General features: G+C 46.7%; 14 protein-coding genes. 2 read left to right on the top strand and 12 right to left on the bottom strand.

Features of this window, described 5'->3' with window-relative positions; translation table 11 throughout:
* The first annotated feature begins 108 nt into the window (after nucleotides 1-108).
* Nucleotides 109-984, top strand: coding sequence for a LysR family transcriptional regulator (locus ACFTRD_RS08600; protein WP_379378832.1), 876 nt, complete (start codon nucleotides 109-111; stop codon nucleotides 982-984).
* A 34-nt stretch (nucleotides 985-1,018) separates the two neighbouring features.
* On the opposite strand, the gene ACFTRD_RS08595 is transcribed toward ACFTRD_RS08600, so the two are convergent.
* From ACFTRD_RS08595 to ACFTRD_RS08570, 6 genes are all read right to left on the bottom strand, one after another.
* Complete coding sequence (locus ACFTRD_RS08595; protein WP_379378830.1) at nucleotides 1,019-1,501, bottom strand: tetratricopeptide repeat protein; 483 nt, start codon at nucleotides 1,499-1,501, stop codon at nucleotides 1,019-1,021.
* A gap of 208 nt (nucleotides 1,502-1,709) precedes the next feature.
* A complete protein-coding gene (gene cyoE / locus ACFTRD_RS08590; RefSeq protein ID WP_192266652.1) occupies nucleotides 1,710-2,567 on the bottom strand; it encodes a heme o synthase in 858 nt (285 codons plus the stop codon).
* A gap of 156 nt (nucleotides 2,568-2,723) precedes the next feature.
* On the bottom strand, nucleotides 2,724-3,290 hold the full coding sequence (locus ACFTRD_RS08585) for a hypothetical protein (RefSeq protein ID WP_379378827.1): 567 nt from the start codon (nucleotides 3,288-3,290) through the stop codon (nucleotides 2,724-2,726).
* A 300-nt stretch (nucleotides 3,291-3,590) separates the two neighbouring features.
* Nucleotides 3,591-3,944 (bottom strand): DUF3243 domain-containing protein, encoded by a 354-nt coding sequence (locus ACFTRD_RS08580; RefSeq protein WP_379378825.1) that lies wholly within the window; start codon nucleotides 3,942-3,944, stop codon nucleotides 3,591-3,593.
* Between the two features lie 107 nt (nucleotides 3,945-4,051).
* Entirely contained in the window at nucleotides 4,052-4,612 is a 561-nt protein-coding gene (locus ACFTRD_RS08575) for an MFS transporter (protein WP_379378823.1), read from the bottom strand.
* A complete protein-coding gene (locus ACFTRD_RS08570; RefSeq protein ID WP_379378821.1) occupies nucleotides 4,609-6,036 on the bottom strand; it encodes an FAD-binding oxidoreductase in 1,428 nt (475 codons plus the stop codon). The genes ACFTRD_RS08575 and ACFTRD_RS08570 overlap by 4 nt, the downstream gene beginning before the upstream one ends.
* 146 nt (nucleotides 6,037-6,182) lie before the next feature.
* Between ACFTRD_RS08570 and ACFTRD_RS08565 the strand changes: the two genes are divergently transcribed.
* Complete coding sequence (locus ACFTRD_RS08565; RefSeq protein ID WP_379378819.1) at nucleotides 6,183-6,374, top strand: hypothetical protein; 192 nt, start codon at nucleotides 6,183-6,185, stop codon at nucleotides 6,372-6,374.
* A 94-nt stretch (nucleotides 6,375-6,468) separates the two neighbouring features.
* Here ACFTRD_RS08565 and ACFTRD_RS08560 read toward each other — a convergent pair whose 3' ends face one another.
* From ACFTRD_RS08560 to ACFTRD_RS08535, 6 genes are all read right to left on the bottom strand, one after another.
* Nucleotides 6,469-7,437 carry an NAD(P)/FAD-dependent oxidoreductase gene (locus tag ACFTRD_RS08560; protein ID WP_379378817.1) on the bottom strand — a complete coding sequence of 323 codons (969 nt, stop codon included), beginning with the start codon at nucleotides 7,435-7,437 and terminating at the stop codon, nucleotides 6,469-6,471.
* Nucleotides 7,438-7,639: 202 nt separating this feature from the next.
* Nucleotides 7,640-9,271, bottom strand: coding sequence for an S-layer homology domain-containing protein (locus ACFTRD_RS08555; RefSeq protein ID WP_379378815.1), 1,632 nt, complete (start codon nucleotides 9,269-9,271; stop codon nucleotides 7,640-7,642).
* A 151-nt stretch (nucleotides 9,272-9,422) separates the two neighbouring features.
* On the bottom strand, nucleotides 9,423-10,025 hold the full coding sequence (locus ACFTRD_RS08550; RefSeq protein WP_379378813.1) for a nitroreductase family protein: 603 nt from the start codon (nucleotides 10,023-10,025) through the stop codon (nucleotides 9,423-9,425).
* 164 nt (nucleotides 10,026-10,189) lie between these two features.
* The gene (locus ACFTRD_RS08545; RefSeq protein ID WP_379378811.1) at nucleotides 10,190-10,444 is read right to left on the bottom strand and encodes a hypothetical protein; all 255 of its coding nucleotides are present in this window, start codon (nucleotides 10,442-10,444) and stop codon (nucleotides 10,190-10,192) included.
* A 300-nt stretch (nucleotides 10,445-10,744) separates the two neighbouring features.
* A complete protein-coding gene (locus ACFTRD_RS08540) occupies nucleotides 10,745-11,575 on the bottom strand; it encodes a carbohydrate ABC transporter permease (RefSeq protein WP_379381240.1) in 831 nt (276 codons plus the stop codon).
* A gap of 83 nt (nucleotides 11,576-11,658) precedes the next feature.
* Nucleotides 11,659-12,540 (bottom strand): carbohydrate ABC transporter permease, encoded by an 882-nt coding sequence (locus tag ACFTRD_RS08535; RefSeq protein ID WP_379378809.1) that lies wholly within the window; start codon nucleotides 12,538-12,540, stop codon nucleotides 11,659-11,661.
* Nucleotides 12,541-12,555 lie beyond the last annotated feature (15 nt).

Below are 12,555 nucleotides of genomic sequence, written 5' to 3'. Positions count from 1 at the left end.
TCGCCTTGGCAAGTATAAACGATCTCTTTGCATTATAAAAATGAATAATTATAATAGTTAATATGAAATTAACTCATGTATGAAAAGAAGAGAGGAACGGAATCTTTCATGTCATTGGTCAAATACGAAATTTTGAATGCCGTAGTGGAATACGGCAGCCTTACGAAAGCAGCGGAAGCACTGAATATTACCCAATCCGCGGTCAGTCATGCAATCGCCAGTCTGGAGACCGAGTGCGGTTTTTCGCTGCTGAATCGCGGTCGCTCCGGTGTACGACTTACTGCCGAAGGGGAACGCATTCTGGGCTTCACTCGTGAAATTCTGCGCTGGACGGAACGGATGAACCAGGAGATTTCGTTGATTCGCGGCGCCGAGATTGGAACCGTGCGTATCGGCACATTTGCCAGTGTATCCACACAATGGCTGCCTGGCATCCTGAAGCAATTTCGCCTGCATCATCCCGGAATCGAAATTAAGCTTTGGGAGGGGGACTATGCCGAAATTGAAGGCTGGCTGGCCGGAGGCGCCATCGATCTCGGCTTTCTGTCCCTGGGGGATGCTTCGCCTTTTGAGACGATTCCATTGCAAAAAGACAGGATGATGTGCATCCTGCCTTTGGAACATCCACTTGCTACGGAGAATTCTGTCTCATTTGATGTATTGCTGGAACAGCCCTTTATTCTGCCCAAATGGGGCGGTGACAACGAAATTGAACGATTGATTCGGCAGCATGCAGCCAAGCTGAATGTGGTCTATGAAGTTGCAGAGGACCAAGCCATTATGGCGATGGTTCGAAACGGTCTTGGTATTAGCCTTTTACCTGAGATGGTTCTGCAAAACCATATAAACAATCTCGCTCTCGTTCCCCTCACTGGAGATCCTTATCGTACCATTGGCATTGCCTGCCCGTCTCTCACCAATCTGTCCCCTGCTTCGCGTCGTTTCATTGAAGCGGTACAGGAATGGCTGCTTCTCTCGCTCTAGTCGACGTTACTTACAAATTGTATAATGCCAATGTTTACTCCCATATCCGGTCCAGCTGATCTGCGTAGAATCGGATGGCTCTGCTGTAATCGGTTATTCCCTTATCATTTGATGTATCTGCCAATTGCAGCAGCAGCCGTTTCATTGCCTCCTCGTGCTCGCCCAGATTGTAGAGCACCATGGCTAGAAAAACTTCAAATTCCCGGTTCTCCGGGAATTCACTTAACCCCTTTTCAAACCAGGACTTCGCCTGCTCGTATTGTCCCAAAGTCCGATACGTGCTGCCTAGTCCAAGGATGGCACCCGCCCTGTCCTCACCGGATAGCGCTAGACTTAAGGCCTTCTCATAATGCGGTACTGCTTCCCGCTCCAATCCAAGTGAATCATGCGCCCAAGCCAGCTGATACCATACCTGTGCATTCTCCGGTTCTTGCAAGGCCAGTTTCTGCAACAGCTCGATCGCCTCCTGCACCTTCCCCTCTTGTCGCCAGAGAATAGCCTGCTTCAAATCACCCATACTCCCACTTCCCGTTCATTCATCATTTGTTCCATTTGTAGAAATCGTTCATTCATTATAACAAAAAAAACACCCCGGGAAATATGCAGGAATAACCAGAGGTTGTCCAAGCGTATTCCACAGCGTGCTTTTTCATTTCGTAATTTGCGTAAGAAAGCCAACCACCGTGACATCATCCATTTCAGTAATTACAAAATGAATGATTCGATCATGACCAGGTCGTATTCGCTACCATCACTATAAATACAACCATCAGATAATTGACAGAGATCAAAAAGTTAACCTTTGCCCATTTTTCGTCATCCTGTGTTTTGAGTCCGCTTAGGGTGTGTACAAACCAGATGAGGCTTCCAATACCGGAAACAAGCAGGAATACAAGCCCAACGTAGTTATAGTAATACAGTAGAAATACAGCAGGAAGCAACAGAAAAACGTAAGGAATCATCTGAAACTTGGTACGTTTGACGCCCTTGACTACGGGTAAAAGGGGGAAACCTGCTGCACGATATTCCTCCACTTTACGAATCCCGAGAGACCAGAAGTGAGGCGGCTGCCATAGAAATAACAGCGCAAAGAGCAACCAGGCACCCACGTCAATCTGATTAGTAACTGCGCAATAACCGATTACAGGTGGCATTGCACCAGCAATTCCGCCAAGTGAAGTGCTCCAGGTCGAACTGCGTTTGAGCCACATCGTGTAAATCACGATATAAGCGAACCACCCGAGCAATGCCATCCATGCGGACAGTGGATTAACCAGGAAGTACAGCATCGCCACCCCGGCTACACCAAGACCAAGGCCATATCCGAGTACAAACTTGGGCTTGAGATGGTTGATGTAATCAATCCGTTTTTTGGTACGCTCCATCTTCTGGTCCAATTCACGATCCCAGTAGTTGTTAATCACACAAGCTGATGCGATGACCAGAGTTGATCCAATTAACACCATGAGGAGGGATATCCATGAGATATCCCATTTTGAAGCGACCCAGAACCCTACCGCCACCGCAAAAACATTTAGCCGCAAAAGTCCTGGTTTCGTTAATGCAATCATGTCTTTAAGCATGGGAAGCCTCCTGAACTATGTAAAAACACCATTCCTATAATGATACATGTAGCTTCCATCAATTACAATCTTCTTCATGGATTTGTCATAACAAAAAGCATCCCTCACGGTTAAATGGACCCGGAGGAATGCTTAAACGTTGCATTTAATGTCGTTTTATGGAATGTACTGCTGCACTATTTTGATCACTTTGCCATCCTGCACAGTCAGGTGATACGGGAATACCGACAGATCAAGAATATGGGTATTATCATACAATGATTCGAACTTGCTGAGCGTCACCGGCTCATTCCATTGAATGTTAGTTCCTTCGACTGTACCATCATGATCGTACAATTGCATCAGTACTTCAGCATTCGGACTTACTTCAACCTTTTCCTGCTCTTTGCTGTCATTAACAATATAATATCCATCAGGGGCACCATCTATACCGGAGTTCGGGTTGCGTTGTTCAAAAATTTGGTCTGCTTCTGTCCCCTGGTACCAGCCAATCTTGTCTACAACCAGGTACAGTTTCCCATTCTCTTGCTGTAAGTCATCCACATAAGCTGTAAACATCTCGGAGTTGGCAGCCTGTGAACCTTTGGCAGAAACCTGTACAGAATCCGTACTCTCCTCAGCGTTCGCTGGTGTAAGCAAATATGTAGCAAGCACAATCATGCCAAGCAATGCAACAGCCGCACCCAGCAATCGTAATTTCCATTGTTTCGCCGCGTTCTTCATAGGCAGCATCTCTCCTTATTATGAACGTTAGTATTCCTTAACCGGAAGGCTTCCCCTTCAAACGCTCATCCAAAATATTTTAATCCTGTTTTCTACTCTCCTTATCATACTGGTTGTGTACGATGCAAAAGTATCAGCCAGATGAAAAATAGTTACAATAGGTGTCATCAGTCCTTGTGCGAAGCATCGTATCAAAAACAGACCATCATAACAAAAGCAAAGCAATATAAAAAAGAAGAAACCCTGGATGCCATGGCATCCAGGGTCTCTTTTCACTTACCTTTTAGCTTTAGCTCAATCTCAGTGATTCGGGGATGAACCTTGTGCCAGACGCACAAGCATATGAGCCAGCATATGACGTTCTTCCTCTTTACCAACATTCCACAATTCCTGCAGCAACTTCTCTTCACGGTTACGCGGCTCTTCCCGGGCTGCCAAATAATCGGCTACCTTCTCGGCAATTTTGGCCATTTGTTCCTCGCCCAGTCCAATGGATTCACCCATTGCAATTCGTTTGCCCAGGTATCCTTTAAATGCATCAAAGTTCTGTAAAATATGGTCTCTTTCCTCCGGTGCAATCTTTTCGATCGCATTATCTACCTTGTCGGTTGCAACTTGGCCATCTTTATGGATGACATGATTTTGTTCATTCATCTGAAAGACCTCCTTGAGATATGGGCTTTGTGGAGTTCAAGCAAAATGCTTAAACATACCAGGTTATTTATAATATAAACCTCTCGCTGGAGATTAATCAGACATTTCTATCCTTTAGCCATGGATTGCTCCTCAGGCTTGCTTCGTAATCGCCACACAGCCAGAGCTCCCCACATGTACAGTATGGCACTCAGATAGAATAAAACATCAATCGTCAGCCAATCGATCAACACACCGCCTACAATGACCGCAAATCCGGAAGCGGCAGCTGTCCAAAAATGATAATTGCCGACAGCTGGGCCCCGTTGTCCGGCTACCGTATAATCGGCGAGCAGCACCCGTTCACTCATCCGTTGCATCGCATTACATATCCCCATAATGATTTGCAGCAGAAGGACCCAAATGTAGGATATGACCCATGGAAATGAAATCATGGCCGCAGCCATCCCCACTGCACTTACGATGAGCCACTGTTTGGCTTGTTGATCCATCCGGGAAGCGAGCCATTGCGAAGCAGCTGCCGAGCTAATCGTAAACACGGCAAAGGCAAGCCCGTATTTGGAGAAGCTGTTGCCCAGATTTTTGAGAAACAACAGATAATAGGGATAAATCATACCCGAAGCGAGGGTAACGATACTTTGAGATCGAACAAGCCACTTGATATTCATGGATGATTTCCTCCATATTCCTCCATAAAATAGTTCATAAAGAGATGATTGGGGTCAAATTTTTCTTTAGCTGCAAAAAACTCATTCATTCGCGGATAGGCCTGTTCGAATTGCTCTGAAGTCGCATAACCTGCATAGGGCAGGTAATATGTTCCGTTATATCGAAGGACGGCATCCATTAATTGCTGCATGCTGTTCTTGAACTTTCCTTGTTCTGTCTCGGACAATGAAGCGTGAAATAAACAGACAAGACCGAACATATCTTGCGTGGCATATGAAAGCACAGCCTCTTCATCATGTTTCACATACCTGACTGTAATGTTAAGCAGATCCAATTGCTCCTGGGAAACAATCTCTCCCATCTCCTGAACAAATGCCGGGAAGGCATTCACCGGAATAAAATATTCCTGCAACAGATCATTTTCGCCCGGCTGATGATACTCCATGAAAGCCGACGCTGAAGCCATGGCATTGTTTCGGCTAAGCCTCTTGCCATCCTGCGACTCGAAGTACCGCTGTTGCAGAGGCCAAAACCACGCCCGGCCCCACTCGAATTCACGGTTCAGGTTGAACAAGAGTTTACTGGGAAGCACGCCCCTTTCGCGTTCATCCAGATGATTATAATCCTCTAGTGAAGCCGCCCGATCAAGCGCATAATTCAGTGCGTACATCTCACGAAAGTAGCCTTCACCGGGCTGAACTGAAATTCGGGCCAGATGCATTCGTTTCATCGGGTCTCCAAGGACATTCTTTTGAAAATAAGATGGGTAGTCCCTAGCTTGCACCTGCTCCGTCGTAAGACGGTAGACTTCATCATCCGTTAATGTCAGGGTAACGTCCAGAATCAGGCCAAAAAGTCCATAACCTCCAAGCACAAGCGGGAAAAGTTCGGCATTCTCGGTGCGGCTCACGTGCCGAACCTGACCATCTGCTGTCAAGAGACGAAAAGAATCCACACTTTGAATCAAGGAACCCTGATGAAGCTCCCGACCATGGGCATTTACACTGATGGACCCGCCTACCGTAAAAATATTCTGGGACTGCATATTTTTGATGGACAATCCATATGGATTAATGGCTCGCTGTACGTCAGCCCAGGTCGCACCAGCCTGCACACGCACCTTTTTGTCAGCGGTATTGACTTCCAACACTTTGTTATAGGAGGTCATATCAATAACTATGCCATCCTTATAGTAGGTATGGCCTCCCTGACTATGACGTTGTCCGGCAATGGATACCGTCATATTACGCTTTCGGGCATCCTGAAGCAGTTCAACGAGCTGCTGCTCTTCATGACCTTGCACCACACGTTCAACCTTAACCGGGTGAAGGCGGCTATAATCGGTAATCAGATACGGATTCTGATCATCGCTATCCGTTCTCCAATATGTCCACACACATAAAACAAAAAGTAACAGGAGCATGCTCGTTTTTTTGAACAGATGAACTCCTCCTCCCTTACATTCAACGTTTCAATTTAATCCCATTGGTTAATCGTTTACATACACATTAAAGAGATTGGATATGTTAAGGAACACCTTAAACATACCTGAATAAGGAGGGATTTTCCATGAATGAACATAAAAAAGAGCGAAAAAACAAGGATCTTGAGCCTGGTGTCAATACAATTCTGCACCCGGATCCGGACAATCCCGGCCCAACCGACATGATTGAAGAAGCCGTAGGAGAAATCGTAGACAACATTACCCACCCCATCAAAGGCAAAAAGAAGACCGATGACCCCGACAAAACCAAAAATTAATCTTTAACATTCGTCTGATAGCAGTGTTTGCATACAACGCAAAAAGTCCTCCAACCAGTAACAATGGTCGGGGGACTTTTGATATGTTTCATTTTTATAGCGATAAACGGGTCTGTTCACCATGGGCATTTATATTTGTTTTTTCACTTTGGTATTCCGTTTTCATCTGTTGCAATGCCTTGTGAATCCAGATCGCGGCAATCGAACCTTCGCCCATGGCAACCGTAGCTTGTTCCGCGTGCAGGCCCAAATCCCCTGCAATCCAAACATTCGGCGCTGCTTGCATGCTGCGCGGATCGGCTTTCACATGGTTATTATCCGCGATGACCGCTCCAAGCTGCTCTGCCAGTTCATAGTGCACACGATTGCCTCCAAAAGCGATAAAACCCCGTTCCGACTCATAAATCTGTCCATCTTCCGTCAGTACACCCGTAATATGGCCATCCTCCATCTGTTGCACTTCTTGGACGGCCGCCTCAAGGTAACGAACTCCTGCCTCTTTCATGCTTCGATGAAGCTCAGCGGAGATTGGCGACTGCTCATGGTTAATGTACAACAACTCATTGGTACGTTGAATCAAAACCATAGCCATGTTTGCACCCGCTTCGCCTGCACCCAGCAATATCGTTCGCTGATTCTGAATTTCATATCCATCACAATCCGGGCACACATATACCGTTCGTCCCAACGTAGGCCTCAATCCCGGAATGGCCGGCATCCTGTCCGTTAGTCCAGTTGCCAGTAAGACTGTTTTGGCCATATATTCAGAGCCGGAAGAGCCGAACAGTTGTATCTGATCGCCCCGGCGTCCAGCTTTAATGATATAGTCTTTCTCAAATGACACGCCGGTCCGCTCTGCCTGCATTCTGCCTTTGGAGCGCAGCTCTTCACCGGATACACCGTCGGGAAAGCCAAGAATATTATGATAGGTTCGGCACAGTGTTGATCTGCCTTCCCCTGCATCCACTACCAGCACCCGATGGACCGTGTAACGCCCCATCTGAATGGCTGCCTGTAGTCCTGCGAGTCCTCCTCCTACGATAATGCAATCATACTCTCGCATGCTCCATCTCCCTCCTATGCTTCCATCTCTTATAGGTTATTGGACAGTTAACCATCCTCTATTCCTTCTATCCATTTACACCGTTCAACCAAAATCAAACGTTATCCGTTACACTTAGCTTTTACCAAAATAAAATAACCCAAACCATCCGTCTAAATAACGGTTCGTTTGGGTCGGTTGAAGAAAAGGTATTATTCCGGATTCAGAAAATGTATGATTCAAATCGTGATGCGTTCGAAATGGCATTCCATACATCTGCCGTCTCGCCGCCCATATACCAGTAGGCCAACCCAGCAATGTTACGCTCTCCGCTCATCATTACTTTTGCGGATAAGGAACGACTGTCCTCTGCCCATATATATCTTGGCGTACCTTTACTGTTGTATCCAATGACATATTGGACCAGAGATGTATCCCACCGTCTCACGGAACCCGAAGCTCGTGCACGTGTTCCCTGTTCTGCCAGGGTAATGTCCCATGAACTGGCTGCCGGATTCACAGATGACCAATCACGTGTATACAAAGGCAGTGCCAAAATCGTTTTGGCACGAACCACCTCAGAGAGCATCGTATCCAGAGCCTTTTCAACCCAGGGAAGAGAGGCCACAGACCCCGCTTGCGGATCTCCGTTCCAATGTTCCTCATACCCCATCAGTACCATGTAATCCGATATGGCACCCAATTGGGCATAATCAAATGCATCGGTCCAGTCTGTCCCCAGATCGGGTGATACATCCACAGATACAACGGCCCCCAGGGCATGCAGAGACGTTGTCAGTGAGGTGATAAATGCGGTCATTCCTTCACGATCCACAGGCAGTACGTTCTCGAAATCCACGTTAATACCACCCAGTTTATATGTTTTCACAAAAGATGTGACCTGCGAGATCACGGCTGCCCGGTTAGCTGAACTGGCTAACATCTGGTGAGTAAGATCCGGGTTTGAACGATTGCCAAGCAGCGGCCATACCTGTCTGTCTGTAGCAGCTGCCCAGGATAACAGGGACGTGTCCGTGAGATCCGTGACTTTCATACTGCTGTTCAGGAAAAACCAGCGGGGAACCAGTGTGTTTGCTTCGGACTGTTCGATCTGTTTCTTGAACTCAGCAGTGGAGGCGTTATATTGCCATCCAAGCTGAATACCGAGCTGATCCTCGCTTTTCAGCTGACCTGACCAGGTTTTCTTTTGTAATATGGCATCCAGCATCACTGCTGCCTCTTCTCTGGTCACCTGGTCATGTGGACGAAACTTGCCGTTACTGCCGCGCATCAGACCAAGTTGATATACAGTCTGCACATAAGGACGCGCCCAGTCCGATATCTGAGCTGCATCGCCATACGTGGATGACAGGAGATTCGTTGATTTGGAGGATTGCTTCAACATTCTCACCAACAGTGCTGCCACTTCTTCCCGAGTGATGGAGGCATTCGGCTGGAAAACGCCCTGACTCTTCCCTTCCAGAATGGAAAGATTGGTCATGGCTGCAACGTTGCCGTAATACCATGCGCTCATGCTGACATCGTTATAGGGGTTAATGTTGTTTTTAACAGGCTTCAACCCCAGCAATCTCACGGCAAATGTTGCAAATTGAGCACGAGTGACCGCCTTTTTGGGTTCAAACCTATTCTCGGAGGTGCCGGCAGCAATTCCCGCCTTAACCAGATGTGCAATGGCATCCTTGGCATAACTGGTGGTTGTATCCTGGAACACCTGCTGAGTCGATGCTGCTTGAGCAGTGGATTGACCGATCGAGATTGATCCTATTGCCAGTACACCGCACAAAACAGCATTCCATAGCTTGCGACGGGTACGTTTCGTTATTCTATTATTCACATCAAAAAGCCTCACTTCAATGGAGTACGATCTACATCATCGTATCAAATTGAAGCAAGGCCGTATGTGGTTAAATATTGGGAAATCCGCTGAAGCGCTGCACCTCAAATTTTTTATGAATCGAGGCCACATTCAGGTTCTGGCGATGGTCTTACTTGTGTACTTTTACACGTTGTTCAATCGGTTGGAATTCTTTCTCGCCTGGTGTTGCTGTTGGTTTGCCGAATGGCATTTGAGCGATCAGTCTCCAGTTCTCCGGAATATTCCATTCCTGTTTGACCTTCTCATCAATCAGCGGGTTATAGTGCTGCAGGGAAGCACCCAGACCTTCTTGCTCCAGTGCAGTCCAGATGACCAGTTGCAACATACCATTGGATTGGTTCGCCCAGATCGGGAAGTTATCCGCATACGATGCAAAGTTTTGTTGAAGCTGTGCGATCACATTGTTGTCTTCGAAGAAAAGCACTGTACCGTATCCGCTGCGGAATCCGGCCATTTTCTCAGCTGTTGATTGGAATGCTTCTGCATTACCAACCACTTCACGCAAGATTTCTTCCGTGTGATTCCATAGTTTGTCATGTTGTTCACCGAGCAATACTACGGCACGAGATGTTTGTGAATTGAATGAAGTCGGGGTGTATTTCACCGCTTCTTCCACGATTTCCTGGATTTTAGCATCCGAGATGGTGGATTCTTTACTGATTCCATAATAAGATCTTCTGTTTTTCAACGCTTCAAAAAAAGATGTAGACATTAATATTCGCCTCCCAAAATGGTAATTTTCCTCATTGCCAACATAGTAACTATAATATAGTAACATACATTAGTCAACAAACTATTTTATTTTCACTAAATGTACATTCATGACATAAATTCATGAAAACACGTTAACAAGTTTGTTCATAACTCCACTTGGTTTTATCCTTCATTCGTCTTTTTGCGATAATCAGCGCGGTATTTCTCTTCCGTAGACGAGTTACTTTTGGTCTGATCTTTATTCTTCTCTTCCTGTGCTTCCATATTCAGATCTTCCATTGGAATCGGGTCTACGGTTTGTTCTTCTTCATGAAGGTCAAGCAAACTTTCCTTCTCCGTTTGATACTGCTCTGGATTGTCATGGAAACGTTTCGGATGGGTATCGTTGTTATTTTGATCCGGTGTGCGCTCTTTCATTCATGATCGCCTCCCTCTGATTTCATTACCCTTTCTTTACCTGTTCTGCATATCTTCTAAACACAGTAATGTCGATTAACTGAACGAAAAAGAACAAAAAAAACAACCAGACAAGCTGGTCGGCTCGAACCTACAACGTGAAAAGCGGGCAATGTGATAACTTTCATTTGTATGAGAATGGCATCCATTTGATAAGCTCAGATCATGGATTTATTCTCCTTTTCAACAGAAAACCCTTCTGCTGCGAAATCTCATCCTTCAGCAAAAGGGTTATATTATGGGATCGCTGGGATCGCAGCTTTAACCCTTCACAGCACTTCCAGCCACGCCCTGGATGATATAATGTTGTCCCACCAGGAAAACGATAATCATCGGAATAATACCTGCCGTGGCAGCGGCCATCATGCCGTTGTAGTCCACATTGTTCTCCAGAATAAAGTTCTGCAGCCCGAGCGGCACGGTGTACAGGTCTTTGTCGATCAGGAACACAAGCGCATTCTCATAGTCATTCCAGTGCCAGGAGAAATCGATAATCGCCAGTGTAGCCAGTGCAGGCTTTGCCAAGGGCAGAATCAACCTGAAGAATATGCGCAGGTGACCGGCACCGTCGATGAACGCCGCTTCCGAGATCTCTGAAGGCACCGACAGAAAGAATTGCCGCAGCATAAACACGCCAAAGATCGTGAACATTCCAGGCAGGATCAAGGCCCAATGCGTATTATATATGCCGACCCATTCAAACATCAGAAACTTCGGTACAAAGAGCACCTGCGGCGGCACCATCATCATCGAGAGATAGATCAGGAATAGTGTCTCCCGACCTTTGAATTGAATCCGTGCGAAGCCATAGGCTGCAAAAGCCGAGAGAAATACAGCTCCGATCGTGCTAATTAGCGATATTTTCAACGAGTTCAGATAATACGTGGCAAAGGTGTCCGCCCCGCTCCAGACCTTGATATGATGCTCCCAGTTCAGGCTGGAGGGTATCCACTGGATGGGATAGGTGAATACGTCCGCAGGAGATTTGAACGACGTGCTGATCATCCAGATGAACGGCATAATCATCAGCAGGGCAAAACCGGACATCAGAAGTGTCAATATAATTCTTCGAATCTGGGTCAAGGACTCCATGCGGACTTTAACTTTAGGTGAATGCGGAACTGCGGGCTTCGCGTTCGCGACATTTCGTTTCTCCATAACGATCCCTCCCCTCCTTAATAGTGAACCCAGCGTTTCTGACCGAGCCACTGCAATACAGTGAAGATCATGATGATGGCAAAGAGTGCCCAGCTAATGGCAGCAGCGTAGCCCATCTCGTAATATCTGAAGGCATTCTGGTAGATAAAAAGCGACAGCACGGTTGTACTGTTTCCCGGCCCACCCTGGGTAATCGCTTGAATAATGCCAAAGTTTTTGATCGTCATAATCAGCCCTGTAATCAGCAGCAAAAAGGTAGTCGGGCTCACAAGTGGCCAGATTACTTGGCATATCGTCTGCCACGGGCGAGCTCCATCTATCCGTGCAGCCTCAACCAATTCCTCCGGGATTTCCTGCAAAGCGGCCAGATAAATAATCATGTTGTAACCCAGCATGAACCAAATCCAGATGATATCAATCGCATACATAGACCATTCAGTTGTCGATAACCAGCCTGGTGGATTCGTAATACCGATTCCGCGCAAGAAACCATTAATTGGCCCCGATGTTGGCTGGAACAGCAGCATCCAGACAAAGGCGATGGCAACGCCGCTGGTGATATAGGGCATGAAATAGAGGGCACGCAGTGTTTTTTGCCAGTACACCGACTTGTTGAGCGCCACAGCCACGATAAATGCCAAACCCATCGATACCGGAACCGCTAACAGAAATACAAATGTATTTCGCAGCGCCACTCCAAACAGATCATCATTCATCATTCGGCGAATGTTATCCAACCCGACGAAATTCGTCTCCGGGCTCATGAACTTGTAATCGGTGAACATGAGATAGAACGAATAGACAGCCGGTATAATAAAAAACAACAGCACGCCAAGCATATTGGGCCCAATAAACAGATACCCGAGCCTGCTCTGCCGTTTCATCCAGGATTTATGCATATGCTCCCCCACTCC

The organism is Paenibacillus sp. NPDC056933, from assembly GCF_042674385.1.
Lineage (GTDB): Bacteria > Bacillota > Bacilli > Paenibacillales > Paenibacillaceae > Paenibacillus.
Note: the sequence above shows the minus strand (reverse complement) of the source record. Positions and strands in the feature narration are given on the sequence as shown.

Excerpts from the sequence above, each read along its gene's own strand:
- ACFTRD_RS08600 (WP_379378832.1), top strand. The coding sequence starts at position 109 with ATGTCATTGGTCAAATACGAAATTTTGAATGCCGTAGTGGAATACGGC.
- ACFTRD_RS08595 (WP_379378830.1), bottom strand. The coding sequence starts at position 1,501 with ATGGGTGATTTGAAGCAGGCTATTCTCTGGCGACAAGAGGGGAAGGTG.
- cyoE (WP_192266652.1), bottom strand. The coding sequence starts at position 2,567 with ATGCTTAAAGACATGATTGCATTAACGAAACCAGGACTTTTGCGGCTA.
- ACFTRD_RS08585 (WP_379378827.1), bottom strand. The coding sequence starts at position 3,290 with ATGAAGAACGCGGCGAAACAATGGAAATTACGATTGCTGGGTGCGGCT.
- ACFTRD_RS08580 (WP_379378825.1), bottom strand. The coding sequence starts at position 3,944 with ATGAATGAACAAAATCATGTCATCCATAAAGATGGCCAAGTTGCAACC.
- ACFTRD_RS08575 (WP_379378823.1), bottom strand. The coding sequence starts at position 4,612 with ATGAATATCAAGTGGCTTGTTCGATCTCAAAGTATCGTTACCCTCGCT.
- ACFTRD_RS08570 (WP_379378821.1), bottom strand. The coding sequence starts at position 6,036 with ATGCTCCTGTTACTTTTTGTTTTATGTGTGTGGACATATTGGAGAACG.
- ACFTRD_RS08565 (WP_379378819.1), top strand. The coding sequence starts at position 6,183 with ATGAATGAACATAAAAAAGAGCGAAAAAACAAGGATCTTGAGCCTGGT.
- ACFTRD_RS08560 (WP_379378817.1), bottom strand. The coding sequence starts at position 7,437 with ATGCGAGAGTATGATTGCATTATCGTAGGAGGAGGACTCGCAGGACTA.
- ACFTRD_RS08550 (WP_379378813.1), bottom strand. The coding sequence starts at position 10,025 with ATGTCTACATCTTTTTTTGAAGCGTTGAAAAACAGAAGATCTTATTAT.
- ACFTRD_RS08545 (WP_379378811.1), bottom strand. The coding sequence starts at position 10,444 with ATGAAAGAGCGCACACCGGATCAAAATAACAACGATACCCATCCGAAA.
- ACFTRD_RS08540 (WP_379381240.1), bottom strand. The coding sequence starts at position 11,575 with ATGGAGTCCTTGACCCAGATTCGAAGAATTATATTGACACTTCTGATG.
- ACFTRD_RS08535 (WP_379378809.1), bottom strand. The coding sequence starts at position 12,540 with ATGCATAAATCCTGGATGAAACGGCAGAGCAGGCTCGGGTATCTGTTT.